At 41.7% G+C, this 26,998-nt stretch carries 33 protein-coding genes and 1 pseudogene; 11 read left to right on the forward strand and 23 right to left on the reverse strand.

What is annotated here, in order from left to right; all coding sequences use genetic code 11:
• Positions 1–144: 144 nt before the first annotated feature.
• Entirely contained in the window at positions 145–276 is a 132-nt protein-coding gene (gene yhfH, locus NSQ23_RS12200) for a protein YhfH (RefSeq protein WP_064498958.1), read from the forward strand.
• A gap of 30 nt (positions 277–306) precedes the next feature.
• On the opposite strand, the gene NSQ23_RS12205 is transcribed toward yhfH, so the two are convergent.
• From NSQ23_RS12205 to hemE, 8 genes and pseudogenes are all read right to left on the reverse strand, one after another.
• A complete protein-coding gene (locus NSQ23_RS12205) occupies positions 307–2,016 on the reverse strand; it encodes an alpha-glucosidase (protein ID WP_339170956.1) in 1,710 nt (569 codons plus the stop codon).
• An 18-nt stretch (positions 2,017–2,034) separates the two neighbouring features.
• A pseudogene (locus tag NSQ23_RS12210) lies at positions 2,035–2,130 on the reverse strand (carbohydrate ABC transporter permease); the annotation flags it as partial.
• Positions 2,131–2,141: 11 nt separating this feature from the next.
• Entirely contained in the window at positions 2,142–3,155 is a 1,014-nt protein-coding gene (locus NSQ23_RS12215; RefSeq protein WP_339170958.1) for a LacI family DNA-binding transcriptional regulator, read from the reverse strand.
• 136 nt (positions 3,156–3,291) lie between these two features.
• A complete protein-coding gene (locus NSQ23_RS12220; RefSeq protein WP_339170959.1) occupies positions 3,292–5,601 on the reverse strand; it encodes a YhgE/Pip domain-containing protein in 2,310 nt (769 codons plus the stop codon).
• A gap of 70 nt (positions 5,602–5,671) precedes the next feature.
• Positions 5,672–6,244, reverse strand: coding sequence for a TetR/AcrR family transcriptional regulator (locus NSQ23_RS12225; protein WP_004892104.1), 573 nt, complete (start codon positions 6,242–6,244; stop codon positions 5,672–5,674).
• Between the two features lie 97 nt (positions 6,245–6,341).
• Positions 6,342–7,760: a protoporphyrinogen oxidase gene (gene hemY, locus NSQ23_RS12230; RefSeq protein WP_192948503.1), complete on the reverse strand. Its 1,419-nt coding sequence runs from the start codon at positions 7,758–7,760 to the stop codon at positions 6,342–6,344.
• Positions 7,757–8,704 (reverse strand): ferrochelatase, encoded by a 948-nt coding sequence (gene hemH, locus NSQ23_RS12235; RefSeq protein ID WP_004892110.1) that lies wholly within the window; start codon positions 8,702–8,704, stop codon positions 7,757–7,759. The genes hemY and hemH overlap by 4 nt, the downstream gene beginning before the upstream one ends.
• Positions 8,705–8,711: 7 nt before the next feature.
• Positions 8,712–9,761 carry a uroporphyrinogen decarboxylase gene (hemE, locus tag NSQ23_RS12240; protein WP_006319083.1) on the reverse strand — a complete coding sequence of 350 codons (1,050 nt, stop codon included), beginning with the start codon at positions 9,759–9,761 and terminating at the stop codon, positions 8,712–8,714.
• A 180-nt stretch (positions 9,762–9,941) separates the two neighbouring features.
• Between hemE and NSQ23_RS12245 the strand changes: the two genes are divergently transcribed.
• Positions 9,942–10,448 (forward strand): antibiotic biosynthesis monooxygenase, encoded by a 507-nt coding sequence (locus tag NSQ23_RS12245; protein WP_339170962.1) that lies wholly within the window; start codon positions 9,942–9,944, stop codon positions 10,446–10,448.
• A 13-nt stretch (positions 10,449–10,461) separates the two neighbouring features.
• Here the strand turns inward: NSQ23_RS12245 and NSQ23_RS12250 are convergent, their stop codons facing one another.
• Entirely contained in the window at positions 10,462–10,830 is a 369-nt protein-coding gene (locus tag NSQ23_RS12250; RefSeq protein WP_339170964.1) for a rhodanese-like domain-containing protein, read from the reverse strand.
• 96 nt (positions 10,831–10,926) lie between these two features.
• Here NSQ23_RS12250 and NSQ23_RS12255 point away from each other — a divergent pair, with 96 nt between their 5' ends.
• Positions 10,927–12,102 (forward strand): M20 family metallopeptidase, encoded by a 1,176-nt coding sequence (locus NSQ23_RS12255; RefSeq protein WP_339170966.1) that lies wholly within the window; start codon positions 10,927–10,929, stop codon positions 12,100–12,102.
• Between the two features lie 10 nt (positions 12,103–12,112).
• On the opposite strand, the gene NSQ23_RS12260 is transcribed toward NSQ23_RS12255, so the two are convergent.
• A complete protein-coding gene (locus NSQ23_RS12260; RefSeq protein ID WP_339170967.1) occupies positions 12,113–13,294 on the reverse strand; it encodes an ABC transporter permease in 1,182 nt (393 codons plus the stop codon).
• The gene (locus tag NSQ23_RS12265) at positions 13,287–14,033 is read right to left on the reverse strand and encodes an ABC transporter ATP-binding protein (protein ID WP_192948501.1); all 747 of its coding nucleotides are present in this window, start codon (positions 14,031–14,033) and stop codon (positions 13,287–13,289) included. Before NSQ23_RS12265 ends, NSQ23_RS12260 begins: the two co-directional genes overlap by 8 nt.
• 402 nt (positions 14,034–14,435) lie before the next feature.
• On the opposite strand from NSQ23_RS12265, the gene NSQ23_RS12270 reads away from it, so the two are divergent.
• Positions 14,436–14,855, forward strand: a complete 420-nt coding sequence (locus tag NSQ23_RS12270) for an HIT family protein (protein WP_012575818.1) — start codon at positions 14,436–14,438, stop codon at positions 14,853–14,855.
• Positions 14,856–14,894: 39 nt separating this feature from the next.
• On the opposite strand, the gene NSQ23_RS12275 is transcribed toward NSQ23_RS12270, so the two are convergent.
• Positions 14,895–15,728: a peptidylprolyl isomerase gene (locus tag NSQ23_RS12275; RefSeq protein WP_339170968.1), complete on the reverse strand. Its 834-nt coding sequence runs from the start codon at positions 15,726–15,728 to the stop codon at positions 14,895–14,897.
• Positions 15,729–15,892: 164 nt separating this feature from the next.
• Here NSQ23_RS12275 and NSQ23_RS12280 point away from each other — a divergent pair, with 164 nt between their 5' ends.
• Positions 15,893–15,985 carry a YjcZ family sporulation protein gene (locus NSQ23_RS12280; protein ID WP_019417055.1) on the forward strand — a complete coding sequence of 31 codons (93 nt, stop codon included), beginning with the start codon at positions 15,893–15,895 and terminating at the stop codon, positions 15,983–15,985.
• Between the two features lie 34 nt (positions 15,986–16,019).
• Here NSQ23_RS12280 and NSQ23_RS12285 read toward each other — a convergent pair whose 3' ends face one another.
• Entirely contained in the window at positions 16,020–16,199 is a 180-nt protein-coding gene (locus tag NSQ23_RS12285) for a hypothetical protein (RefSeq protein WP_004892125.1), read from the reverse strand.
• A gap of 137 nt (positions 16,200–16,336) precedes the next feature.
• On the opposite strand from NSQ23_RS12285, the gene NSQ23_RS12290 reads away from it, so the two are divergent.
• Complete coding sequence (locus NSQ23_RS12290) at positions 16,337–16,678, forward strand: YhaI family protein (protein ID WP_004892128.1); 342 nt, start codon at positions 16,337–16,339, stop codon at positions 16,676–16,678.
• On the opposite strand, the gene NSQ23_RS12295 is transcribed toward NSQ23_RS12290, so the two are convergent.
• On the reverse strand, positions 16,658–17,257 hold the full coding sequence (locus NSQ23_RS12295; protein WP_192948531.1) for an HTH-type transcriptional regulator Hpr: 600 nt from the start codon (positions 17,255–17,257) through the stop codon (positions 16,658–16,660). The genes NSQ23_RS12290 and NSQ23_RS12295 overlap by 21 nt on opposite strands.
• A gap of 135 nt (positions 17,258–17,392) precedes the next feature.
• On the opposite strand from NSQ23_RS12295, the gene NSQ23_RS12300 reads away from it, so the two are divergent.
• On the forward strand, positions 17,393–17,575 hold the full coding sequence (locus NSQ23_RS12300; protein ID WP_006319095.1) for a hypothetical protein: 183 nt from the start codon (positions 17,393–17,395) through the stop codon (positions 17,573–17,575).
• A gap of 46 nt (positions 17,576–17,621) precedes the next feature.
• On the opposite strand, the gene NSQ23_RS12305 is transcribed toward NSQ23_RS12300, so the two are convergent.
• From NSQ23_RS12305 to NSQ23_RS12315, 3 genes are all read right to left on the reverse strand, one after another.
• Positions 17,622–18,143, reverse strand: a complete 522-nt coding sequence (locus NSQ23_RS12305) for a tryptophan transporter (RefSeq protein ID WP_004892132.1) — start codon at positions 18,141–18,143, stop codon at positions 17,622–17,624.
• A 98-nt stretch (positions 18,144–18,241) separates the two neighbouring features.
• Positions 18,242–19,318: a 3-phosphoserine/phosphohydroxythreonine transaminase gene (serC, locus tag NSQ23_RS12310; RefSeq protein ID WP_004892134.1), complete on the reverse strand. Its 1,077-nt coding sequence runs from the start codon at positions 19,316–19,318 to the stop codon at positions 18,242–18,244.
• A gap of 103 nt (positions 19,319–19,421) precedes the next feature.
• A complete protein-coding gene (locus NSQ23_RS12315; protein ID WP_004892137.1) occupies positions 19,422–19,589 on the reverse strand; it encodes a sporulation YhaL family protein in 168 nt (55 codons plus the stop codon).
• A 120-nt stretch (positions 19,590–19,709) separates the two neighbouring features.
• Here NSQ23_RS12315 and NSQ23_RS12320 point away from each other — a divergent pair, with 120 nt between their 5' ends.
• Positions 19,710–19,895 (forward strand): YhzD family protein, encoded by a 186-nt coding sequence (locus NSQ23_RS12320; protein ID WP_035018868.1) that lies wholly within the window; start codon positions 19,710–19,712, stop codon positions 19,893–19,895.
• 19 nt (positions 19,896–19,914) lie between these two features.
• Here the strand turns inward: NSQ23_RS12320 and NSQ23_RS12325 are convergent, their stop codons facing one another.
• The 5 genes from NSQ23_RS12325 to NSQ23_RS12345 all read right to left on the reverse strand — a co-directional run bounded on the left by NSQ23_RS12325 (position 19,915) and on the right by NSQ23_RS12345 (position 24,266).
• Positions 19,915–21,414 (reverse strand): coproporphyrinogen III oxidase, encoded by a 1,500-nt coding sequence (locus NSQ23_RS12325; RefSeq protein ID WP_339170973.1) that lies wholly within the window; start codon positions 21,412–21,414, stop codon positions 19,915–19,917.
• Positions 21,415–21,483: 69 nt separating this feature from the next.
• Positions 21,484–22,344: a Cof-type HAD-IIB family hydrolase gene (locus tag NSQ23_RS12330; RefSeq protein WP_339170974.1), complete on the reverse strand. Its 861-nt coding sequence runs from the start codon at positions 22,342–22,344 to the stop codon at positions 21,484–21,486.
• Positions 22,345–22,415: 71 nt separating this feature from the next.
• Entirely contained in the window at positions 22,416–22,760 is a 345-nt protein-coding gene (locus NSQ23_RS12335) for a YlbF family regulator (RefSeq protein WP_004892149.1), read from the reverse strand.
• Positions 22,761–22,822: 62 nt separating this feature from the next.
• The gene (locus NSQ23_RS12340; RefSeq protein ID WP_241738711.1) at positions 22,823–23,905 is read right to left on the reverse strand and encodes a DUF445 family protein; all 1,083 of its coding nucleotides are present in this window, start codon (positions 23,903–23,905) and stop codon (positions 22,823–22,825) included.
• Between the two features lie 67 nt (positions 23,906–23,972).
• Positions 23,973–24,266: a hypothetical protein gene (locus tag NSQ23_RS12345; RefSeq protein ID WP_194947784.1), complete on the reverse strand. Its 294-nt coding sequence runs from the start codon at positions 24,264–24,266 to the stop codon at positions 23,973–23,975.
• 97 nt (positions 24,267–24,363) lie between these two features.
• Between NSQ23_RS12345 and NSQ23_RS12350 the strand changes: the two genes are divergently transcribed.
• From NSQ23_RS12350 to ugpC, 3 genes are all read left to right on the forward strand, one after another.
• Positions 24,364–24,513, forward strand: a complete 150-nt coding sequence (locus NSQ23_RS12350; RefSeq protein ID WP_162471116.1) for a hypothetical protein — start codon at positions 24,364–24,366, stop codon at positions 24,511–24,513.
• Positions 24,514–24,581: 68 nt separating this feature from the next.
• The gene (locus NSQ23_RS12355) at positions 24,582–25,463 is read left to right on the forward strand and encodes a helix-turn-helix domain-containing protein (protein ID WP_339170977.1); all 882 of its coding nucleotides are present in this window, start codon (positions 24,582–24,584) and stop codon (positions 25,461–25,463) included.
• Between the two features lie 111 nt (positions 25,464–25,574).
• Positions 25,575–26,687 (forward strand): sn-glycerol-3-phosphate ABC transporter ATP-binding protein UgpC, encoded by a 1,113-nt coding sequence (gene ugpC, locus NSQ23_RS12360; RefSeq protein WP_339170979.1) that lies wholly within the window; start codon positions 25,575–25,577, stop codon positions 26,685–26,687.
• 29 nt (positions 26,688–26,716) lie between these two features.
• Here the strand turns inward: ugpC and NSQ23_RS12365 are convergent, their stop codons facing one another.
• Complete coding sequence (locus NSQ23_RS12365; protein ID WP_339170981.1) at positions 26,717–26,959, reverse strand: hypothetical protein; 243 nt, start codon at positions 26,957–26,959, stop codon at positions 26,717–26,719.
• Positions 26,960–26,998 lie beyond the last annotated feature (39 nt).

Here is a 26,998-nt window from a genome sequence, read left to right on the forward strand (position 1 = left end):
CCTTCCTTACAAAAATGTGTACAACTACACAATACCAAATTTCTGAACAAATTTCACATATACAAATGTTATAAAACAACTATTGACAAATATATATCTGTTATAATACAATGAAATCAACAAAAGCAAAGGGGATGGAGAGTTATGTTAGAAAAAATGTCTGAATTTTATAAAAAGTTACCACCGAAAACATGTTGCGAGTGCGGCGAAGAAATGGAAGAACAACATGAATGTTACGGAAATGTTTGTGCGCAATGTTTAAACGTTTCTTGTTAAAGTAAAAAGGCAGCCAATGTGGCTGCTTTTTTACTTTAATTTATAAACGCGTGCTTCATACGGTTTTAGCACAATCGTGTCAAGCGATTCATTTTCATCGACCGCATAGTTGCTAATGAGCAGTTGTTTTTCCGTAAATGTGATGTGTGACGGCAATGTAAATGTTGGCTGCTCGCTACTAAAATTCGTGATAACGAGCAGTTGTTCATCGTTGAACTTGCGTACGTACGCATAAATTTGTTCATCATCTTCAAGAAGTAACTCGTATGAACCGTATACGATAATCGGATGTTCTTTTCGAAGGCGAATGAGTTTTTTATAATAATGGAACACCGAGTTTTCATCTTTCAACGCTTGTTCAACGTTAATGTCGCGATAATTCGGATTTACATTAATCCACGGAGTGCCCGTCGTAAAGCCTGCGTGTTCTGTCGCATCCCATTGCATTGGCGTACGTGCATTGTCGCGACCGCGATAATGAATCGCCTTTAATATTTTGTCTGGATCATACCCTTTATTGACGACAACATCGTTCCATAAATTAATCGTTTCCACGTCACGATAATATTCAATGGATGGGAAAGAAACGTTCGTCATACCGATTTCTTGTCCTTGATAAATGTATGGCGTTCCTTGCATCATATGTAGCCATGTCGCTAACATTTTTGCACTTTCTACCCGATACGTTTTGTCGTCACCAAAACGCGAAACAGAACGCGGTTGATCGTGATTTTCTAAATAGAGTGAGTTCCACCCTTTTCCGTGAAGTTCCACTTGCCACTTGCTCATAATTTTTTTCAAGTCGGTCAATTTCCACGGTTGAATGTCCCATTTCCCAAGCGGACTTCCTGGCTTCGAATCAACATCCATATGCTCAAATTGAAACAACATATTCATAACGCCATCTTGCTCGTTCGTAAATCGAATCGCATCGTCTGTTGTGACCATCGGCGTTTCTCCGACCGTCATAATGTCATATTTACTTAACACTTTCTCTTTCATTTCACGCAAATAGTCCATTAACTTCGGTCCGTTCACAAAATATTGACCGCCCCATTGATAACGATCGTCAGGATTTTTCACCGGAGCATCTGGCAACCCTTCCACTTTTGATAATAAGTTGATAACATCCATCCGAAATCCGTCAATACCGCGGTCTAGCCACCATGTCATCATGTTGAAAATTTCTTCGCGCACCTTTTCGTTTTCCCAGTTTAAATCTGGTTGTTTTTTCGAAAATAAATGCAAATAATATTCCCCTGTCGCTTCATCATATTGCCAAGCTGAACCGCTGAAAAATGATTGCCAGTTGTTCGGCTCTTTCCCATCTTTCCCCGGACGCCAAATGTAATAGTCGCGGTACGGATTGTCTTTTGACTTGCGCGATTCAATAAACCAATGATGTTCATCAGACGTATGGTTGACGACTAAATCCATCACTAATTTCATCCCGCGGGCATGCATTTCGTGAAGCAGTTCGTCCCAGTCAGCGAGCGTACCAAACTCGTCCATAATGTCTTGGTAATCGCTAATATCATAGCCGTTATCGTCGTTTGGCGACTTATAAACAGGCGACAGCCAAACGACATCGACACCAAGCTCTTGCAGATAATCTAATTTTTCAATAATGCCGCGCAAATCGCCAATTCCGTCCCCATTTGAATCTTTAAAACTGCGCGGATAAATTTGGTATACAACTGCTTCTTTCCACCATTGTTTCGTTTTTGGAATCGATTCCATCTTCTTCTCCCCTCTCCATTATTCTTTTACTGAACCGGACGTTAAGCCCGATACGATATGGCGTTGGAATAATAATACCATAATGACGAGCGGAATCGTAACAATCACTGTCGCTTCATAAAGAGTTAGCCTTTACGAAGCTCGCTACCAACTGTCGATGCGCGCACAATAAGCTGAAGTGGAAACTCGTAAATTTCCTTTGTTTCATATTTTTTTGTTTGAATTTTTTCAACGATCACATCCACTGCTTTTTGCGCCATTTGTTTGACTGGCTGATGCACCGTCGTAATCGTTGGGTTTGTTAACTCCGTAATAGCTTGATTATCGAAACCGACGACTGCTAAGTCTTCAGGGATACGATAGCCGCATTTCACCGCTTCCGATATAATGCCAGCGGCCACTTCATCGCTTCCGGTGAATACAGCCGTCGGTCGCTCTGAAAGCGCCATCATTTTTTGGAATACACGATTCCCGTCTGCGATATGAAACGCATCGCGAAAAGCATACTGCTCATGAAATGAAACTTTATACTCCGCCAGCGCCTTTTTAAAACCGATTTCACGCGACTTTGCCACATTGCTTCGATAACCGCCGGAACAGTATGCGATTTTCGTATGGCCTTGTTCGAGCAAATGTTTTGTCGCTATGTATCCCCCGTATACTTGATCGAGCCGAACGGTTGGAACGTTTGCACGATCATCAAACTCATTACAAAGGACAATCGGTCCATACTGTAAAAAAGGTTTCAGCTTTTTCCACTCGTTTTGAATGGAGGCTAAAATAACCCCGTCAACTTGTTTTGTTTTTAATAAATTCATGTAGTTTAATTCTTTTTCTGGCGAATAGCGCGTCTGACAAATAATAAGCTGATAACCATGTTCTGCTGCTGCCATTTCTGTCGCTTCCACAAGCTCGCTAAAAAACGGATTTGTAATGCGCGGAATAAATAGCGCTAAAATGCTCGTTTTTTGATTCCGCAAACTTCTCGCCGATGAATTAGGTACATATCCTAACTTCTCCATCGCTTCAAGCACGAGCTTTCGTTTCTCTTCTGACACGTACGGGTGATTGTTAATAACGCGCGAAACCGTCGTCCGTGAAAGCCCTGTTAGCTTGGCGACATCTTCAATCGTCGCCATCCTCCCATTCCCCCCTCATTCGAATCGAAAAGAAACGAATGAAATCGTTCTCATACTCGTATTATACGCACATCACCTTGTATATGCAAATTAATTTTTTAAAAATTTTTTCATCAAAAAAAGCTTCTGAAGCGTATTACGCTTCAGAAGCTTGTTCCACAATTGTTGTGAATTGGCGACGATGTTGAATCGTAAAATACGTCATCGTTCCTGCCATCATAACGACGATAAACATAAGCAATTTGCCGACGTTTTCCCACATAAACGAGAAATCACCGCTTGAAATGACAGCTTTTAATCCGAAAACAGAATATGTCATTGGAAGCCATGCGTTAAAATGTTGCAACGAACGTGGAATTAACTCAAGCGGGAACGTTCCGGCACTCGTTGTCAATTGTAAAATTAAGACGACAATCCCGATAAATCGTCCCGGATCACCAAAAACGGTCACGAGAAATTGAATGACAGATAAAAAGGTAATGCTTGTCACGATGCTAAATACGATAAATAACGGAACGCTTTTCACCTGTAAATCAAGCCCGAAAAGCAATACGCTGTCCGCAAGAAGCGCTTGTAACACACCCACACCAATGAGTACACCAAACTTCGCAAAAAACCATTGAAATGGTGAGCGTGGCACTCCAGCCGGTTCGCGAAGTGGAAAGACGATCGAAAGTAAAAGCGCACCGACAAACAATCCTAACGACAAGAAATATGGTGTAAACCCTGTTCCGTAGTTTGGCACTTCATTGATTTTTTTATCTTTTACTTTCACCGGTTCGGCAAACATGTTATATACGTCTTCGTTTGCTTTAACGTTGCTTGCTTTTTCAGCACCTTCTTTCAATTTATCTGCTAGTTCTCCTGAACCGTCTGCAAGCTGATTCATTCCAGCTTGTAATGCTTCGGTTCCGTTTGTTAGTTCATTCATTCCGTTCGCTAATTGTTGTGCACCATCCGCTAACCGATGCGTACCATCTTGCAGTTGGTCGCCCCCATTCGCAAGAGCTTGCAAACCAGAAGCAAGTGTTTGACCACCACTTGCGAGCTTCTCTGTCCCTTGTTTCGCTTCTTGCATTTTTTCATGTAACGTATGCATGCCCGAAACAAGCTGTTCTTGTCCGTTCACTAATGCATTTGCGCCATCGGCGAGTTGCTGTTGTCCAGCAAGCAGTTCGTTTACGCCGCTATCGAGAGCCGCATGCCCTTCATGTAGTTGCTTTGCCCCTGCGCTTAACGATGCCGCTCCCTCTTGTAACGCTTTTGCTCCATCGTTTAACTGCGCAACTCCACCCTGTACTCGCTTGCTTCCAAGTGATAGTTGCACAACGTTTTGTTTTAATTGCTCATACACCGCTTTTTGGGCCGGATCTGACGTTTGCGCAATAAGCGTATTAAGCTGTGCAGCGAGTTGCTCTAACCCGCTTGTCACTTGCGTCGCGCCCGTTTGAACTTGCGTAGCTCCTTGTTGCCACTCGGCAAGCGATGTAACTAGCTTTTCTGTTCCGCCACTTAATTGCTCTGAGCCTTGTAAAAGTTGTGGCATGCGAGCATCGAGAGCTTTCATTCCTTCAAGTATACGATTTGTACCTAAAGCCAGTTTTACTGTTCCTTCTTTTGCTTGCTGTGCTCCTGCAAGCAATTGTCCTTGCCCATCTACCATGCGCTTCATTCCATCATGAAGCGTTTGAACACCGGTTTGAACTTGCATTGAACCGTCAGCTGCTTGGTGCAAACCGTCCGTAAATGTAATTGATTTTTCAGCAAGCGTCGCCAAATGGCGATACAATTCATTGGAGCCATCTTGCGCTTTGTTCATCCCATCATATAGCCTGTTCGTTCCGTCTTTTGCATCTATCAATCCGTCATGCAATTTGTTAGCCCCATCGCTCGCTTTTGTTAGTCCGTCCGCCAACGTTTTTACGTTTTCAAACATGTTTTCGGCGTACGTTTCGGTTAATGTTTTTGCTACCTCTGTTTTAATTTTTTCTACTGCTGTTCCACCAATTTGAGCAGATAAAAAGTTAAACCCTTCATTCGGCTTGTAAATAAGTTGAAGCTTTTTCGGGTGATCATCTTGTAACGTCGTTGCGTTTTTAGAAAAATCTTCAGGAATTTCAATCAGCATATAATACCGTTGCTCTTTTAATCCTTTTTCCCCTTCACTTTGGCTTACAAAATGCCAATCAAACTGTTTCTTTTCTTTTAGCTTGTCAACGAGATCATCACCAATATGGAGCTCTTCTCCTTCAAATGTCGCACCTTTGTCATTATTGACAACAGCGACAGGCAAATCGTCTAAATGATCATACGGATCCCAAAACGCCCATAAAAACATACCGCTGTATAAAAGAGGAATAAATAAAACAGCGATAATCGGAATGAGCACTTTCCGATTGGACGTGACTGCTTTTATTTCTTGCATCAATAATCGAAATGTATGCACATACTCAACCCCCTTTTTAAAATATTGACCAATTTGTTCATTTAGTCATTTCATGCGAAAAAGAGAAGGATCATCGTGGAAATAATCCTTTCAATAAATACAAATCAAACAGTTCAGCAATTTTTTGTTGTGGCAACGGTTCGTGTTCTTTTTCCCAATCGACGTTTAAAGCAATATACATTTTAAACATTAAAAATGCCGTTAATTCCGCATCGCACGAACGAATTTCACCTTTTGCCATCGCTTCTTCAATTTTTTCACGAACGTAAGCGATCATTTCGCGATCAAGTCGCTTCATCACATCACGTACAGCTGGTGTGCCGATATCGCGCACTTCTTGTAACAGCTTAATCGTCAATTCATGTTCTTTGCGAAACGTAAAAATGCGTTGCAAAGCACGTTGCACATTTTCATTAAACGATAAGCGATGATCAATCGCGGCATCTGCCTCACGCTTAATTTCAGAAATGATAGAAGAAACGATGTCTTCTAGCAGCTCTTCTTTGCTTTTGAAAAACGTGTAAATCGTCCCTTTTCCGACATTCGCCATTTTTGCCACTTGATCGATCGTTGTTGCCTTATAACCGAATAACGAAAATGACTTTGCTGCCGCTTCAATAATTTGTTTTCTTTTATCTGACATAGGCGTTCATCCTTTATTTTGACTAAATGAACATTTTGGTCATTTCGTTTTATATCGTAACACATATGATCTGTAGTTGCAAGAAAAAAGGTGCCTTTTATAGCGACACCTTTTCTTTCGTATAAGCTAAATAATGCAATACTTTTTTAACTGCCTCTTCCCCTTGATCGATGCAATCCGGGAGCCCAAGCCCTTCATACGAACTTCCTGCCAAAAAGATGCCTGGAAGATGTTGTTGCATATGTTGTTTCACCCGTTCCATCCGTTCACGATGACCGACCGTATATTGCGGCATCGATTGTTTCCAACGTGTCACAATCGAAAACATCGGATTCATCGTAATATTCATCACTTTATTTAAATCGTCCATCACGACTTGAACGATATCTTCGTCTGTTTGATCAACAATCGCCTCATCCCCAGGACGTCCGACATAACAACGCAACAAGACGTAACCTTCTGGTGTCGTATGTGGCCATTTTTTATGCGTCCACGTACATGCGGTAATCGTATAATCGCTATCACGCGAAACAACAAATCCCGTTCCATTCATATCCTTCGCGACCGCTTCTTTCGGAAACGCTAATGCGACCGTTGCAACAGACGTCGATGGCATCGTTTCAAAAGAAGAAAACGTTGTTTCATTCGGAAAAAGCGATGGCAATGATTGATGCGGAACAGCGACTACAACGCTATCCGCTTCTTTTTTCTCCCCGTTGCTTAACGTTAAAACGTATTTGTCATCGACCTTTTCGATATGCTCGACTCGCACCCCTTTATGCACCGTTCCTTTTTCTAACTTTTGCTCAATCGCATCGACAAGCGAAGCCAACCCCGTTTTTAACGTTTGAAAAATGCCTTTGTCGCTTTTTTGTTTCGTTTTTTGTTTCGGCATCGACCGCTTCATGCCGAGCACGAGACTTCCGTGTTTTTGCTCTAAGTGGAAATATTGAGGGAACGTTGCCATTAAGCTAAGCTGGTCAATATCGCCTGCATAAATGCCTGATAATAAAGGTTCAATGAGGCGATCCACCACTTCATTTCCGAGACGACGGCGGAAAAATTGCCCGAGCGATACGTCCCCCTTCGTTTTTAACGGTGGCAAAACAAAGTCAGCTGCAGCTCGCAACTTTCCAAATGGCGAAAACAGCCGCGTTACAACAAACGGTGCAAGCTTCGTCGGAATGCCCATCACCGCTCCGCCTGGAATTGGGTGAAGCGTTCGATTAACGAGAATGTACGATTGACCTGCCGTATTATGCACGAGCTCTTTCTCAAGCCCGACTTCGTGAATAAGGCGTGAGGCGCTCATTTTTCGTGCCAAAAAAGAATCCGGTCCGCGCTCAATGACAAAACCATCGCGATACACCGTTTGTACTTTTCCGCCAAGTCGATGACTCGCTTCAATTAATTCACACGAAATGGGCAGCTGTTTTTCGCGCGCTTCTTTTTGCAAGTAATACGCTGCCGCAAGTCCCGTCATCCCACCGCCAATAATGACGACTTTCTTTTTCATAATGACTCGCCTTCTTTACGTAAATGATTTAAAACAACAGTTGCAAGGGCGTCAATAAACTGTGGATGGGCGTTTGGCATCGGCGGGCGATAGTAACTGACGCCAAGTTCATCTGTTACTTGTTTACATTCAATGTCGTTATCGTACAACACTTCTAAATGATCGGACACAAATCCTGCTGGAACGTATACGAATGCCTCGTACCCTTTTTCTTCATATAGTTGTCGCGTTAAATCTTGCACATCAGGACCTAGCCAAGGCTCTGGCGTATTGCCTGCACTTTGCCAACCAATGACGTATTCCGAAACACTTGCTTCTTTCGCAATGAAATCGGCTGTTTCTTGTAGTTGTTTTGGATACGGATCTCCCATTGCGATAATTTTTTCAGGCAAGCTGTGGGCGGAAACGATCAACACCGCTTTTTCCCGCTCTCGTTCAGACATCGAAGCATACGTTTCTTTTACCCGTTCTGCCCAATATTGAATAAATTTCGGTTCAGTATACCAACTTTCCACACACGTCAACTTCGGTCCACCTAAACGGGCCGCCTCTTCTTTTGCTCGTCCGTTATATGATTTGACACTAAATGTCGAAAAATGCGGCGCTAATACGATCGAAACCGCTTCTTTTATCCCATCTTCATGCATTTGCTGAACGGCATCTTCAACGAACGGCTCAATATGCTTTAATCCTAAATACATGCGAAATTCAATCTCATCTTGTACTTCATTAAGTCGCTCGGCAAGTTTTTCCGCCTGTTGTTTTGTAATAGCTGCAAGCGGTGAGATGCCCCCGATCGCTTCGTAACGCTCGCGAAGATCGGCTAGCATCTCTTCCGACGGTTTGCGACCATGACGAATGTGCGTGTAATATCGCTCTAAATCCTCTTCTTTATACGGCGTGCCGTACGCCATGACAAGCAATCCCATTACTTTTTTTGACATCGTTTATTCATCCTTTTCTTTTTGCTGAATAATCGTGGATAAACGCTGTAAGTCGTTTTAACGTTTCTGGCTTGATTTGTGGGAAAATGCCGTGCCCTAAATTAAATACATACCCGCCTTCATGCGCCATGCCTTCATCTAAAATTTGTTTGACGCGCGCTTCAATAACTTCCCATGGGGCAAGCAATACGGCTGGATCTAAATTGCCTTGCAGTGCTTTTGTCAGCCCCATCTCGCGCGCTTCACGAATCGATAAGCGCCAATCTAAACCGACGACATCAAGCGGCAAATCGTGCCATTCTTTCGCTAAATGGCTTGCGCCAACTCCAAACATAATAAGCGGAACATGTTCGTCACGAAGCGCGGTAAAAATACGCTCCATCGTCGGTTTAATAAATTGACGATAATCAGAAACATTGACTGCACCAACCCAAGAATCGAAAATTTGAATGGCGCTTGCCCCGGCACGAATTTGCGCTTTCACGTAACGAATTGTCATATCCGCTAGCTTATCCATAAGCGCAAACCATGCTTTCGGTTCCGCATACATAAACGCTTTCGTTTTATTATAGTTTTTCGAAGGCCCACCTTCAATCATATAGCTTGCTAAAGTAAACGGCGCACCAGCAAAACCGATGAGCGGAACAGTCAGTTGCTCTTTCGTCAATAGGCGAATCGTTTCAAGCACGTATGGCACGTCGTTTTCTGGATCAATTTCACCGAGACGTTCGACATCGGCAAGCGAACGAATCGGATTGTCGATAACTGGTCCGATACCCGCTTTAATATCGACATCGACACCGATCGCTGGAAGCGGTGACATAATATCTTTATATAAAATGGCCGCATCGACGTTATATTGTTCAACAGGCAAACGCGTCACATAGGCGCATAGCTCTGGTTGGTGTGTAATTTCAAAAAGCGAATATTTTTCTTTCAACGCGCGGTATTCCGGTTGCGAACGCCCTGCTTGTCTCATATACCAAACAGGAACGTATTCCGTCGCTTCTCCGCGACAGGCACGTAAAAATGTATCGTTTTTAATCATCATGTCCATCCTTTCATGTTATGTAATCGCTTATATTGTAGTGTAGCGAAATTGTTTATTTGTTTCCACTAACACAACTATACCGATTTTTTCACCGTCTGGGTAGTAATAATGTGCAACGTTCATGAAATCGCCAAGAAGAAAAGAAAGTGGTAAAATATGAGCAAGAAAAGGAAGGGGATGATATCGGTGTACGTATTTATGACAAATGGCACAATCGACTACTTAAAACGATTACGCGATCAGCATCCAAATGAGCGCATGTTGCTCGCATGTAATGAGGACAATGGTATGCTTATTCATGAAACAGAAGGAACAAGCGTCTTTCACGAGCCGCGTCCGTACGAAGTGCTTGATGCCGTCGGATCATTTGGGGGAACGTTTATCGTTTGTAATAACATTCCTGTCACAGATGAAGGTAGACCACTATTTGAACATCGCTTCAATCAGCGAGCGCGTTTAATTGAAAAAGAACCTGGCTTTGTCGCCATTCGCGTGTTACGTCCGTTAAAAAGCGATACATACGTCATTATGACGATGTGGGAAAATGAAAGTGCCTTTCGTCATTGGCAACAGTCTAAAGCTTACGAAAAAGCGCACCAAAAACGTGGCACAGAAAAGGGAATCGATCAACAACGGTCCATTTTTCCGCGTCCATCCTATGTGACAACATATGCAGTTGTAAAAGAAGGCTGACACACCGTCAGCCTTATCCATTCCAAGCGTTCATGCCGCCGCGCACGTTCACGACGCGCTTAAATCCATTTTTCGCTAATATTTTTGTCGCTTGATTGCTACGCATACCACTTTGACAAATCACAATCGTCTCTTTTTCGCGATCGAACTCATGTAGTTGATCAGCCAACTGATGAAGCGAGATATTTTTAAATTGACGAATGTTGCGCGCGCGATATTCCGCAGGTGTGCGTACATCAATAAATTGGCGGTCTTTCGTTTGTTTTAATTTTTCTTTTAACTCATCTGGTGTAATATGCTCCACACCTTTTGTTGGCAACATTTTTGCCGCAACAAAATAAATAAGCAAAATGATGAGAACGACATTAATCCATGTACCCATATATGTCTCTCCTAAATACATATGTGGGTATATTAACCCGTTTTCGATCATTTGTCAACGATGGTATAATGAAAAAAAACAGAAGGAGCGGTTCACGTGAAAACATTACTATTTGCTAAGCTTCGTGAATATTACGACGAAATGGTTACGATTCGCCGTTATTTGCATCAACATCCCGAACTATCGTTTCAAGAGTATAAAACAGCCGCATATATTGCCAATTACTATAAACAACTTGGCATTCCTGTGCGAACAAATATTGGAGGAAACGGGATCGTCGCAACTATTCATGGCCAACAAGGCGGAAAAACAGTAGCGCTTCGGGCGGATTTTGACGCCCTTCCGATTCAAGATGAAAAAGATGTACCATATAAATCAACCGTTCCAGGTGTCATGCACGCGTGTGGGCACGATGGGCATACGGCCACGCTTCTCGTTCTTGCCAAAGCGCTATATGAATTACGTGAACATTGGAGAGGTACGATTGTTTGCATCCATCAACATGCAGAGGAATACGCACCAGGCGGGGCAAAGGCGATGATTGAAGACGGCTGTTTAGAAGGAGTAGATGCCATTTTCGGCACACATATATGGGCGACAGCGCCAACAGGTGTCATTCAATATCGGACAGGACCGATTATGGCAGCGGCAGACCGATTCCAAGTCGTCATTCGAGGTTCTGGCGGTCACGGAGCAGAGCCGCACAAAACAAAAGATGCAATCGTTACCGCCTCGCAACTCGTACTACATTTGCAGCAAATCGTTAGCCGTCGCGTCAATCCGCTTGAACCTGCTGTCGTCTCTATCGGCTCTTTCGTTTCCGACAACGCATTTAACGTCATCGCCGATCGCGCCACATTAATCGGAACAGTGCGAACATTTTCTGAGCAAGTACGTGACGATATTGAACAAGAAATTGAGCAAATTGTTAAAGGTACATGCATCGCCAACGGTTGTACGTATGAATACACGTACACCCGCGGTTATCCGCCTGTTGTGAACCATGAAGAAGAAACGAAATTTCTCGCCTCTATCGCCCATGAAATAGATGAAGTCACCGACGTCGTCGAAATTCCTCCGCATATGGGCGGAGAAGATTTCGCCTATTATTTACAACGTGTAAAAGGAACGTTTTTCTTTACAGGGGCAAAAGCCGAAACAACAACAATCGCTTATCCGCATCATCATCCGAAATTTGACTTTGATGAACGTGCGATGCTTATTGCAGCGAAAACACTCGGTCTTGCAGCCATTCAATATACGGAAAAGTAAAAGAAGCGGTTCAAGCCGCTCCTTTTTTTCCGACATAGAACATAACCACACCGTAGCATATGAAAACAATGAAAAACGTCGATAACATAGTGAAAACGCCATGAGCGATATATGCAACCATACCAAAAATAAACGCTTGATTCACCCCAATAGTCAATAACACACTCATAAACGATCGGTGCGCCTCAACAGACGAGATCGGATAAAGGGAGAGAAGCGGATGCCCGCGATGGTGCAAGCGAAGCGAAAGCAATTGTACCGCTGTTGCATACGAACATAAAAGAGCAAACCACTCCACACCGCGAGGCAATGTAAAAATAAAGACGCTACCGATCACAGTCAAGCGAACGAACAAACCGAAATAATCGCCCGCACGGAAAAATGTACGTACATACAAATACGTATACGGTCGCATATGCCAACGATCGAACAAACGGAAAAGGAAACGAAGTGACGTTCGTTTTTTCACCGTATGTTTCATGTGAGGAACATCAACAAACGCGTGGGCGAGCCGATAAAACGCTTGCATTCGTCGCCGTTCATCAGCAAGCAATTGCTCCCATTGAAGCCCATTTTTGCGTCCTTTTCGCCCCACATATCGCGCAAGGATAACCATAAACAGCAAAGGGACAAACATCCACACATATTGTTGGAGAAATAAAAAATAAAAAAACGCTGCATTCGTTAAAAAGCGAACAAACGTATGAAAATGATCTCGCCCAATTCGTGCCTCCTCTTGCCATTGAACGAACATATTCCATCCTGTTAAAAACACAATCGTCAACAAGACGATAAACAACGGCTGCGATGAAAATTGAAAATGCAAAGGCAAAAGGACGACAAATACAATAAACGAAACGTACAAATGCAGAAAGAAGCTGTACACCGCAGCACGCCAAAAATACGGACGAAGCCGTCGCTCGATCGGAAGAAAAAATACCGCATCTGCTTCTTTAACAAACGTCCGCACTCCACCTTGCGTCACCGCAAAAGCGAGCAGAAGCGAAGCAACAACAGCATAAGGAAAAGACACCAGTTCATCAACTGCTCGCTTATAAAATACCGCACTTGCCCCGATTCCGATAAATAAGACAAGCAACAAATGATCGTTGAACATATAACGACCGTACCGTCTCACCTCGGCGAGATGAGCAATCATCCGCTTTTTCCATAACTGCTGTCCATCAATCATCGTTCGTCTCTTCCTTCGTTAATTCGATATATATATCATCAAGCGTAGCATGAGGCATATGTAACTGCTCTTGAAGCATTGGCAATGATCCGCTTGCTTTCACTTGCCCATCATGTAAAATGATAAACGAATCACAATACCGCTCGGCTGTCGCTAAAATGTGCGTCGACAACAGCACACCCGCTCCCTCCTTTTTTCTTTCCTCAATAAGCTGAAGTAGCGCTTGAATGGCGAGCGGATCTAATCCAACAAATGGTTCATCAATAATATAAAGCGGTACATCGACTAAAAAAGCGCACATAATCATTACTTTTTGTTTCATTCCTTTTGAAAAAAATGCAGGAAACGAACTTAACTTTTTCTCAAGCCGAAACGCCTTCAACAACTGTGGCACGCGCTGTTCGTATGCTCGATCCGTCACACCATACGCCATGGCGGTGAGACGTAAATGTTCTTCAAGCGTCAATTCTTCGTATAGCGCAGGCATTTCCGGAATGTATGTAAATTGTGTGCGATATGCTTGTGGATCATCTTGAAACGTCATACCGTTTATTGTAATTGTTCCTTTACGCGGTTGCATCAATCCGATAATATGTTTAATTGTCGTACTTTTTCCTGCTCCATTTAACCCGATCAGCGCGACAACTTCCCCTTTTTGCACGGTAAACGATACGTCATCTAAAATATCTTTGTTCGTATAGCCCCCGAATATATGCTGAACTTGTAATAGTGCCATCATCGCTTTCCTTTCTTCCGTCATTATTTTTTATTTTAACAAATGAATAATAAAAAGAAAAACGGGTTATGATAAGTAGCGAAGAGGGACAAACAAGTAGCAAGTCGCAGTGAGCAACAAAGCAAGTTCAAGAACATGATGAAATGAGGTGTCTACGGGCCGCACATTAGCTAGCCTGTAACAACGAAAGCACTCCCTTGAAAAGGGGATGGTCATCTTGAACAATGTCGCACTCACAAACGCGTAACTGATTCTACTCGTAAATGAGGTGTTCCCAAAAGACACGTAATCATAAAGATCCCTCTTCAATGGGCAGGATGCGATACGCATCCTGCTCTTTCCGTTTTTCGAAACGACGATCGTGTGGTAAAATAAAGACAAAATGGAAAGAAAGGTGGCATCAACATGAGCGACTGTATTTTTTGTAAAATTATAAACGGCGACATTCCTTGTGCAAAAGTATTTGAAAATGAACATGTCATCGCCTTTTTAGACATTAGTCAAGTGACAAAGGGGCATACGCTCGTTGTACCGAAAATACATAAAGAAAACATTTACGAGCTAACACCTGAACTTGCGCAACGTGTATTTGAAGTTGTTCCTACAATCGCCAACGCGATTCGTGAACAGTTTTCCCCAGAAGGCATCAATATTTTAAACAACAACGGAGAAATTGCAGGCCAAACCGTTTTCCATTATCATATGCATATCATTCCGCGGTACGGTAAAGGAGACGGATTTGGAGCTGTGTGGAAATCCAATCAAAGCAACTATACGTTTGATGAGTTACAACACATCGCTGCACAAATCAAACAAGCTTTATGAAAAGAAGGTGTCCCGCGCGGACACCTTCTTTCGTCATTATTACTCGCTTTTTAATGCGTCTTTTAACGATTTGTCTTTAATGTCGACATTTGCTTCTTTCATCAGCTCATCAAGCTTCGATTGTACTTTCGATGTATCGAGTTTGCTTTTTTTCACTTCGAATTCAATTTCTTCTTTCATTTCGTCAAATGACTTTTTCTCTTCTTTATCCGTTACTTTAATGATATGGTAGCCAAATTGTGTTTTCACTGGATCACTAATTTCACCGACTTTTAACGCATACGCTGCCTTTTCAAACTCTTCCACCATTTTTCCAGGACCAAACCAGCCTAAATCGCCGCCATTTTGTGCTGAACCTGTATCTTTTGAATATTCTTTTGCTAATTTCGCAAAGTCTTCACCTTTTTCTAACTTTGCTTTAATGTCTTTTGCTGTTTTTTCATCGTCGACTAAAATGTGGCTTGCTTTCACTTTCGGCTTATATTCATTGTAGTATTTTTTCAATTCTTCATCGGTTACTTTCATGTCTTCCATCGCTGCTTTCTGGCGCAACAAATCAAGCTTTACCATATCGCGAATCGCTTCTTCGCCATTTTGCTGCACCGCTAAATCATATTGCGTACCGTACATTTCTTTTAAATTTTCGATCTCGTTATTTAGCTCTTCATCCGTTACTTTAAACTTTTTACTTAACACTTTCTCATGTACGAGATCGCGTAACACGTCTTTGCCGTAACGTTCTTTCATTTCGTTGTACAATTCTTCCTTTGTAATGTTGCCTTCCTTCGTTTCAACAACAACTTCTGATCCGTTATTGCAAGCCGAAAGCGCAAGCATCGCTGCCGTCGACATGGCAACTGTCCATTTTTTCATGTTCTCACAACTCCTATCTTTAAATATACACAAAACATACTATACCATATTTTTTCCGAAAGCTAAAATAAAGCAAGCTGCGCCCATACCTTTTTGCTCCTTTTGACATACAATACATTGTCAAAGCGTCGCAACGCCTTCATATACGAAAGGAGGTGTCGTCTATGGGTGCAGGAGCAGGTTATGCAAACGGGTTTGCGTTAATCGTTGTGTTGTTTATTTTATTAATTATCGTTGGTGCCGCTTGGTTATACTAAATGAAAGAAGCTGACAGGGACACTGTCAGCTTCTTTACGCAAACAACACTTCGACGTAGGAAGAAATAAGTAAAATGGTAATAAGGACATTAATGGTACGAAATACTTTTGGCTGTTTCTCTTCTGGAATTTCTTTTTGAATACAAAGCGTATTTGTTAGCTGATTAATGATAAAAAGAATAACTGTCGCAAGGGGTATAAAATAAAGCGCCAAACGAGTCCCCTCCTGTTTTTATGTATTTACTCCCCTACTTTACAACGATTTTTTCGATAAATCAATAATGGACATTTCATTTATGCAACAATTCCTGTAAAATAATACACATAAGTACGCTAAAGGAGTTTCGAAAGATGAGCATTGAACAACGTATTGAAAAGCTGGAGTATTACTGTTCGCTCATGTTAGACATGATCGCACCGGAAAAAAAGCCGTTTTACGCGCTCGTCATCCGTTATGGCTTAACAAAAGAAGAAGTGGAAAGCATATTGCGCCTGTGCGAACAACTAAGCGAGCAATATAAACAACAAAAAGAGGAAGGTTTCGTCATCTTCACCTCGCTTTTTACACAGTTTGCGAATGCGCTTCATCCGAACCTTCCCCTTGCTGAGACGATTGATGCGTTAAAACAACAACAGCTATTCGTTCCGCTTATGACAGAGTTTCAACGTTTATTACATACGCTCAACGAATGAAGCTACTTCTTTTTGCTGCTCATCTTTCTTTTTTAACTTCCCGCTTTCTTCAACAAACTCTTGCTCGATGTTTTGAAAAGAACGTTCGAAAATTTCCATAAAATCGTCCCCGTACACATTTCGGATCATACACATCACTTCTAACATTTCTGGAAATTTACCATACAATTCATATAAAGGTTGAATGCCTTGGAGCACAGACGTCCGTTTTGGATCGTACGACTCCATTAATTTTAATAAAACTTCTTCTCCTTTTTCCGTCAGTTCAATGTACGTATTTCGTTTATCGTCTTCTTTTTTCGAAAACGACAACAAGCCACGTTCCTCTAATTTTTTTGAAAAGTTAAATGCCGTCGATACGTGCATGACACCAAACTTGGCGATTTCAGAAATGGAAGCCCCTTTCAAATGGTAGGCAATCCACAAAATATGATGCTCGTTAATGTTTAAATCAAACGGTTTAATCCATTGTTGCCAATCTTTTTCGATTGATTTCCATAACGCTTTACTTAATTGGGCAACCCTTTGACTAAATAACATCGCCTCTTTAACAGAATAATGTCGTCCCGTGCTTTTCATCTCTCCACCCACTTTTTCGTATTTCCTTCTTTTTATCTTTTATTATGCCAGTAAAACAATAAATAATAAAGTATTAAATATTAAAATTTTTTAATAAATTGAAATATATAACTTTTCAAATTAGGAGGAACAAACATGATCATCGCGACGGCGACGATTGGGTTCATTTTTTTATATTTGACGATTGCCACGTTTTCTATGTTGAATAAAGCACGCATGTATCCCCCAAAAAAAGTGTTAAAGCAACGCATAAGCGTGTTCGGAAGTCTTGCTATTTTTTTTATCGCTGTCACTCTTTTGCTCATGCGTATACAGTAAGAACGATATAAGGAAAACCCGACCATAAACGATCGGGTTCTTTTTATTATTGTTGCGGAACTGTATATGTTCGTCTCATGAGCGACTGTACGATCGGATAAATGACGATCATTGCAATCGTATTGACAAACGCTGTCGGAATGACAACAGCGATAAACAGCCCGCCAAACGTTGCTCCTCCCGGCAACCCAACAATGATTAGCGCAACAGCTAAAAACGTCGCACCGGAAATGAACGTGCCCACAGCCGTAAGCAATGCCGCCTTTATTGGCGTCGCTTTCGCCTTTAGTAACGTAAACAAGCCGAAAAAGATCGCAGCCGTCACAACTTTATCAACGATGTTCGGGATAAACCCTCCTGGGAAACTCGTTGTCACTCCAGAAATGATGCCTGTGGCAATAGCTAATAAACTAACGGCTGTTTTGTTCGGAAAAAGCATAATGCCTAAAAACATCATCGTCAACATCATATCTGGCTTCATCCCGAAGAAAAACCCCGGAATAACCGTATGCAACACTGCACCAATGCCTACAAAAAGCGACAACAATACTAACGTTCTCGTGTTCATTTCTCATCTCTCCTCATCTCATTCTTTTCTCTTCTCAGCTTGTAAACAAGTTTAATAATATTATAGCACTTTAAAGTGCCAAGGTAAAATAAAAATTTTCAAAAAATATTTTTTCGGAACGTTTCCATAAACTGTACAAGTACTTCACACGCTTCCATATCTACTGCGTTATAAATAGATGCCCGGCATCCACCGACAGATCGATGACCAGCTAATCCAATCAATCCTTTTTCTTTCGCTTCCGCTAAAAACTTCTTTGTAAGCTCCTCATTCGGCAACGTAAACGTTACGTTCATATGCGAGCGGCTTTCTTTTTTTGCATGCCCTTTGTAAAAACCTTCACTTTCATCAATACAACGGTACAATATCGCAGCTTTTTCCGCATTTTTCTTTTCAATCGCTTGAACACCACCTTGTTCCTCTACCCATTCAAGAACGAGCGATAACATATAAATCGCAAACGTTGGTGGCGTGTTATATAACGAACGGCTTTCGCTATATGTGCGATAGTTTAACATTGTCGGCAAATGATCGTCTCCTTTTGCGAGCAAATCTTTCCGAATGATGACAACCGTCACGCCTGAAGGGCCTAAATTTTTCTGCGCCCCCGCATAAATAAGAGCAAAACGGCTTACATCAATATTGCGGCTTAAAATATCGCTCGACATATCTGCAATTAAATCGACAGCTACATTAGGAAATTCACGCCATTGTGTCCCTGCAATCGTGTTGTTTGATGTAATGTGCAAATACGCAGCGCGTTCAGACAATTCGATATTCGTCGGAATATATGTATATTGTTCTTCTTTCGACGAAGCTGCCACGTGCGTTGCCCCTACTTTTTTCGCTTCTTTCATCGCTTTATCCGACCATGAGTCTGTTAACACATAGTTACCGACTTCCCCTTCTTTTAACAAGTTCATCGGCACCATCGAAAATTGCAAACTAGCTCCTCCTTGTAAAAAAAGCACATCATGCGTATCAGGAATGTTCATCAGTTTGCGCAACAACGTTTCTGCGCGCTCATGCACCGCATCATATTCTTTGCTTCGATGGCTTAACTCCATAATAGACATACCTGTTTGTTGAAAGTTGAGCAATTCTTTTTGCGCCCGCTCTAACACAGCAAGCGGCAAAGCAGATGGTCCTGCGTTAAAATTGTACGCTCGCTTCACGACTTTCTCCCCCTCATATATGTAATAATATATATCCTAACATGAAACATAAAAAAATGAAGAAAAATTTTTGTGAATTTTTTAAAAAAATAAAAGACCTTGTTTATTCCAAGGCCTTCTGACGTTGCTCGCGCGCTTGCCGAATGCGCTCCATATACACTTCTCCTTCTTTTTCTAACAGCTTTTCATCTATTTTCCTTTCTTCTCTTGCTGTGCGAATCGCCATATATCCGCTAATGATAATGCCTGCAAGAAGCAATGTAATAAGCATGTGCATCCTCCTTTAAGCTTGTCTTACTTTACACATATGCAAATAAGCGAAAAAATAGACGCATAAAAGAAGGAAATAGTTGTGAATGAGCGAATATATGCAAAGGAAAGGGGTGGGAAGATGAAGACATATACGCTTACTGTTTTTGAAAAAACGGGAGAAAAACTGCTTGATGAAACATTTACTGCCGCAAATGATGAAGAAGCAAAACGAATCGGCGAACAAAAATTAAAAGAAAAACAATTTGAACATAAAACGCATCGTTGTACAACATCGAGCGGCAAATTGATTTTATTTCATCGATAAAGCCCCGATCATCTCGGGGCTAAAATAATTGTGCCATCATTTTTAATTTTTCATTTGTGTAATGTTCGTAATTTTCATTATACGCTTTCGGCTCTTTCGGATTGGCAAAATGCGTAATCGCTTTTGTTTTTGGATGCACGAATTTGCTTGACGCGCCACATCCCAGCCCGATGATCGACTGTTGCTCTTCCATAATCATAATGTTATAAATGCTTTCTTGACCCGGTAAAGCGTAACCGACGTTTTCTAAATTGCCGAGAATATTTTTTTGACGATATAAATAATACGGCACATACCCTTTTTCTTTCGTCCATCGTTCCGCACGTTTCATCATTTCACTAATTTCATCACGATCCGCTACTTTATACTTTTCCTTATTTTTCGTCATTTCCGACGCACGCTTAAACGACAACGTATGCACCGTCAACGACTCCGGCATAAGCTTTTCCGTTTGCTCAAGCGTATAACAAAACTGTTCAACACCTTCTCCTGGCAAGCCGATAATTAAATCCATATTAATATTGTTCATCCCTGCCTCGCGGGCAAGATGAAATTTCTCAATCGTCTCTTCCACCGTATGATGACGCCCAATTGCTCGCAACGTTTCTTGAATATATGATTGCGGATTAATGCTAATGCGGTCGATGTTCCATTTTTTTAACACCGCAAGCTTCTCCGATGTAATTGTATCTGGTCTTCCAGCTTCAACTGTAATTTCACGTACGCGTTCAACGTTTGGAAACACACGATACATGTGCGCATATAGTGCATCCATTTCCTCTGCCGTAATGCTTGTTGGCGTGCCGCCACCGTAATAAATAGTCGTAATCGGAATGTTGCGCTCTTTTAAAAATTTCCCGATTTGTTCCATTTCGTAATGCAATCCGAATAAAAAGGAATCAACAGATCCTTGTTTTCCTTGAATCGCGTAGGCTGGGAATGTACAATACGCGCATTTCGTCGGACAAAACGGAATGCCAATATAAATGCTTACTTCGTTCGATAAATCGTAAAGATCTGGAACAACTGTCAACTGACGATCAACAATTTGTTGCATAAGCTGAATTTTTTCATCCGTCACTAAATAATCTTCGCGCAACTCGCGATGTGCTTCTTCTCTCGTTAAGCCAGAGCGCAATTTTTGATGCAATAATTTCACTGGACGAACACCTGTTAAAATACCCCATTGTTGCACAAAGTCTGTATATTGCTGCATAAGGGATAAATATATATAGGAAACCGCATGTTTCACTTGTTTCATGCGTCCTTTTTCTTCTTCTGTCTTCCACGATCGTGCGTGATAAGCCTCATACGTGCGACCGTGTTCATGTTGCAACGTACCACTAACAACGAGCCGGTCTCCTTGTTGTATGTCCATCGTCACACGTACTTCCGCTTCTTCTGTCGCCATAAAAGAGAGCGTTGCCTCTTCAAAAAATAAACCGGTAATGACCTCAAGAGAACGTTGAAAACGATCCACCGGCTCAAGTCCGCAAATATGAATACGCAATGAAATCACCTTTCGCTTCGAAGTATTAAACTCATTTAAGTGTACAGAAGAAGCGAAAAGCTCGTCAAGAAACGGAATTTATTTTTTCTCTATTGTACGAATTTGACGTAAAAACTGAGGACGATGTTGTTTCCGAAAATGTTCTTTAATCATATATGCGACACCAAGTTGGTCGTTTGAACGCGTCACCCAGTCAGCAACAGCTTTGACTTCTTTTGAAGCATTTCCCATCGCAACGCCAAGACCGGCCGCTTCAATGGCTGGCATATCGTCCAAATGGTCACCGATGACGACCATTTCTTTTAACGAAATGCCGAGCTCGTTTCCAAGCCGAATTAACCCATTTAGTTTTGAAACGTTTGTTGGCAACAATTCAATTTTTCCATCGCTCACGCTGAGGGAAACGTCTGGAAACGCCTGTTCGATCGTTTCGACAATTTCATCACATTCATCTTCATTCGAATAAAAGACGTCGATTTTCATCACATCAATTGGATCATCGCGCAACACGTCACTTAACGAGTCAACAAATTGTGCCGGATAAAAAAATGGATCTCCTAAAATTGTCTTCGCAATCATGTTGTTTTTTATTTTTTTTCGATTTCCGATCGAATACCGTTCGTGAAGCAAGCGTACGTTGCAATTGAAATGCTCAAGCACGTGTACAATATCGAACGTTTTTTGCGCTGGAATGACAGAGGCGTGTAGCCTTTCTTCTAACGACTTTGCAACAAGCGCCCCTCGAAACGTCACTAAATACGAATCTAGCTTCAACGCCTTCGCTACTTTTTTCGCTGATAAAAAGTTTCTTGACGTCATCAAAGTCACATACACATCTTTTTTCTTCACAAAATCGATCGCTTCTTTCGTTTTTTTCTCCAACTTGCCATTCGATTTTAATAATGTTCCGTCAATATTTAGCGCAAGTAATTTATACATGAACGTCCCCCCTCGATGTCTTGGCTTCATTCATACGTATGACAAGGGGGGAAAAAAAAGAACACCCATTTTTATGAGTGTCCGTCATATAGTTCGTCAATTGGCTGAATCATCGCATTCATCGCTTTGGCAAACAACTCGTTTAAACGTTCTTCGGCATGAATGAGCCGCGCAATGTTTTCATTCATTTCAATAATATGTAAATGTTGTTGCAACAATTCGACATCTGCATCGCTGACCGGGAATCCGCTCATTTGTTTTTGTTGGAGCTGTTTTTGTAGCGCACGAAATTTCGTGAATAATTGGTGCGCAGTCGGATCGCGCTGCACTTGCTCGTAGGCGCGGCGAAGCTCGGCAAATGGCTCACTTGTACGAATCGCTATTGAAAGCTCGTGAATGGCTTGAAGGACGTCCATGCGGCACACTCCTCTCATTTTCCTTTTCTTTTTACCCTATGATCGAAGCGGCCGCTGTATGTCTACATTTGAACGAAAAACGTGATACAACCTTGAATGAGCCCGATGATCCCACCTAGCAAAGCCCCTAAATACGTAATCATTTTAAATTCACGGCGCGAAATTGTTAAAATCATTTCTTCTAGCCGTTCAACAGAAAACGATGCGACTTCTTCACGAACGATATCTTGCAAATGAAGCTGTTTCATCCATCGTTCGATGCGTTCGGAAGCAAATTGTAAAAGGAAGCGAACGAGCGTCGGTAATGAATGCCGCACATAAGGTGCAACGAGTGCACCAAGCGGTTTTTGGAGCGGCTCTTGTACAATGAATGCGGTGAGACGTTTCACCCATACGACGATTTTTTCTTGATCGATTATTTGCTCCACCTCATGTATACGCATCTCCTTCACTTTTTCCCATTCGTTTATGAATAGTTGCACAAGCAGCTGTTTTGCTCCTTCACTTTGTAAAAATTTCACGATTTCCGGGCGAATTTTTTCCGCCAAACTAACGTTGCCAAGAAACATTTGAAGCATATTGCCAAACATGCCTCGGCTTTGTAAAAATTCATTGATCATATGCTCAATTTGACGTTCTCCTTGCTCACTCTCAACATACGTGCGCAAACGGAGCAATAAGCGATCGACAATCGAAGGAATAGCATGATCTATTTTTTGTAATACCTCAATTGGAATGATTTCATGAAGCGAACGTTGACGATATTGCGACATGAACGTTTTATATTTCGTTTCTATCCATGTTTCTGCCGTTTGTTTCGGATCTGGCATCCCGAATTGCTTCAGCCATTGTTCAACAGTTCGATCTGATTGTAGCCATTTTTCTACTTCTTCTTGCACGTAGTTCGTCATATCTTGAACGAACGATGGGTCGTTTAATTTTCGACGCAACCCTTCCGCTGTTAATAAATGTTCCACAACCATACGTCCAAGTTGTTCCGCTAATTCCTCTCTCCGTTTCGGAATAAGTCCAGGTGTGAATGGTAGTCTTTTTCCTGCAATATATATCGGACGATACGGTCGAAAAAGCATTTTAATCGCAAGGGAATTTGTCATTCCCCCAATAAATGCTCCAACCACGATCATAAATAATAAATAAAGAAAAAGCCCCATAACGATCTCCCTTCTGCCAATAAGCTATTCTAACCATTCATTATAGGGCTTGTCCGCTATGAGCGCAAATGTGCGATAACTGCTTATGCAACTGTTTCAAACATTTACATAACAACAACCGGAATACTTCTCGTTCTGTCGCATGTTCTGATGCACACCATGCTTCTTTATATATATTCATTTTCTCAAATTGTTGTCGCCAATCATCTTTTTTCTCTTTCTTTTCTCTATCCCATTCTTTTCCGATGTGCAGTACATATAAATAACGAATAAGCGCTTCTTCCTCTTCATCTAAATCGTAATTCGTCAATGCATGTAAAAGCTGAACAATCATCATTTTCACCTCTCGTTATGAATATATGTGCGCACAACGTGAATGATGTATACTTTTTTTCCGTTCATACAAAATAATGAATAAGGGGGCATGTATGATGAAAGAACGCGATAATTATGAATGGGACATCGATCGTATGATCAATGAAGGCATGGCGGGAGGCTATGTATATTCATGCCATCGCGCCACGAATATTGAAGAAGCGCGTGATGTACAAACGGAACAACCACCACATGAAGTAAAATGAGGCGGCGAGCATTTTCTCGCCGCTTTTTGTATAATAGTCGTGAGGAGAGACGAAAGGAATGGACATACATGTTAGAAAAATTACGAGCATATTATCGAGATGCGCTTGTTGAATATGGACAAGTGAATGAACGACATGCGTACGAGTGGTTTTCTACAGAACATGGTGAGCTTTTCGGTATCAAAAAAGAAATGCTCACGCAAAAAGAACGTGCACTATTAGCCACATTGTTTACACCGTATGAAGCCGTAACTGCTCAGATGAACAAACAACAACAAGCATGGTATCGTTTTTTAATTCATGGTGCGGAACATGCTTTTGAACAATTACCTCCCTCGACACATACACGATTTATTTACTTTTACATACAAAAAGGAACAGTTGACACACGTGATTTTACGGAAGCGATCCAGTCGCTTTTCCCTTACGATGTGACGATTATTTCAGAAACAGAACAACAATGGATCGTGATTGAACAGAAAGAAGAAAGCGTTGCCTCTACCCTTCACGAATGGTTCGACACGCTATGCAGTGATTTTTACATTCAATTGCGAGCATATATTGGACAAAAATGCCTCCATTCCGTTGAACTTGCTCGTATATTCGCAGCGGAAAAACGATATTTTCACGTCGGGCTGAAACACAATCCCGCTCAACGTGTTTACTGTATTGAAGACATCTTTCCTCTTCTGCTTATTAGCGGTGAGGAGATGACATATGCGACGATGTTTTTACAGGCGGTAAAACGAGAGCACGACATGTTGGAAACAATAAAGACGTTTTTTGAATGCAATTTAAACGTTTCGCTCGCAGCGAAAAAACTTCATATGCACCGCAATAGTTTGCAATATCGTATCGATAAGTTTATCGAAAAAACAAGTATTGATATCAAACAGTTTAAAGGGGCACTGACTGTATATTTAGCGATTTTGCTTCACGAACACCATTAGGCACATTGCCCGAAAACGTTTTCTTTTTTTGTGCACGTTGTCCATTTACGCTTCGTTCGTTTTTCTATATGCTTAAATCAAATGAAATCGATTGCATAAGGAGGCATACATATGGCTGAGCTTCGTTTAGAACATGTGTATAAAATTTATGACAACAACGTCACAGCTGTAAAAGACTTTAACTTACACATTCAAGATAAAGAATTTATCGTATTCGTCGGTCCATCGGGGTGTGGAAAATCAACAACGCTTCGGATGATCGCAGGTCTTGAAGAAATTTCAAAAGGCGATTTTTATATTGACGGTAAGCGAATGAATGACGTTGCGCCAAAAGATCGCGATATTGCGATGGTATTCCAAAACTATGCGCTTTATCCACATATGAGCGTATATGACAACATGGCGTTCGGATTAAAATTGCGCAAGTTTCCAAAAGATGAAATCGATCGTCGCGTTCGTGAAGCCGCGCGCATTCTCGGCCTTGAGCAATATTTAGATCGTAAACCGAAAGCGTTATCTGGCGGTCAGCGTCAACGTGTTGCATTAGGACGCGCCATCGTGCGCGATGCGAAAGTATTTTTAATGGACGAACCTCTCTCTAACTTAGATGCAAAGTTGCGTGTACAAATGCGCGCAGAAATCGCAAAACTTCATCAACGTTTAGGCACAACGACTATTTATGTCACACACGACCAAACAGAAGCGATGACGATGGCGACGCGCCTTGTCGTTATGAAAGATGGCGTCATTCAACAAGTCGGTACACCAAAAGAAGTGTATGAAAAGCCGGAAAATATTTTCGTCGGCGGATTTATCGGCTCACCAGCGATGAACTTCTTGCGTGGCGTCCTACAAGACGGCGTATTCGTGATCGGTGACGTAAAAATTGCCGTGCCAGAAGGAAAGATGAAAGTGCTTCGCGAACAAGGTTACGTGGGCAAAGAAGTTATTTTAGGTATTCGTCCAGAAGACTTCCATGATGAGCCTGTATTTCTTGAAGCATCACAAAACACAAAAGTAAGCGCTCATGTCGAAGTCGCAGAATTGCTTGGTGCAGAGATCATGGTATATTCGCAAATTAACGGTCAAGAATTTGTTGCACGCGTTGATGCGCGCACAGACGTAAAAGCAGGTCAAACGATCGACCTTGCGTTAGATATGAATAAAGCACATTTCTTCGATGTCAACACAGAGTTGCGCATCCGTTCGAGCAATGAAAAATAATCGATAAGCCCGTTCATTTGAGCGGGCTTTTATTCTTGAATGAATTGAACGATATCGTCACCACAATGCGAACAATGAAACAAATGAACGCAGACGTGCCGCTTTCTCGTATCGGCATATCCATCAACCATCTTCATCGTATCCATATCCATATACGGACTGTAGTCATCAAAATAATCCGTCAATTTCCCTTCGTCTTTTAATTTTTCCCCACATTGATCACAATAAAAAACGATTGTCCGCAAGGCATTACATAACGGACAAATGTTCATTTTCATCCCTCGCTTCGCTATTTTCCATTATCTTTCCCA

The organism is Anoxybacillus sp. FSL W8-1294 (assembly GCF_037965005.1).
Classification (GTDB): Bacteria; Bacillota; Bacilli; order Bacillales; family Anoxybacillaceae; genus Anoxybacillus; species Anoxybacillus flavithermus_G.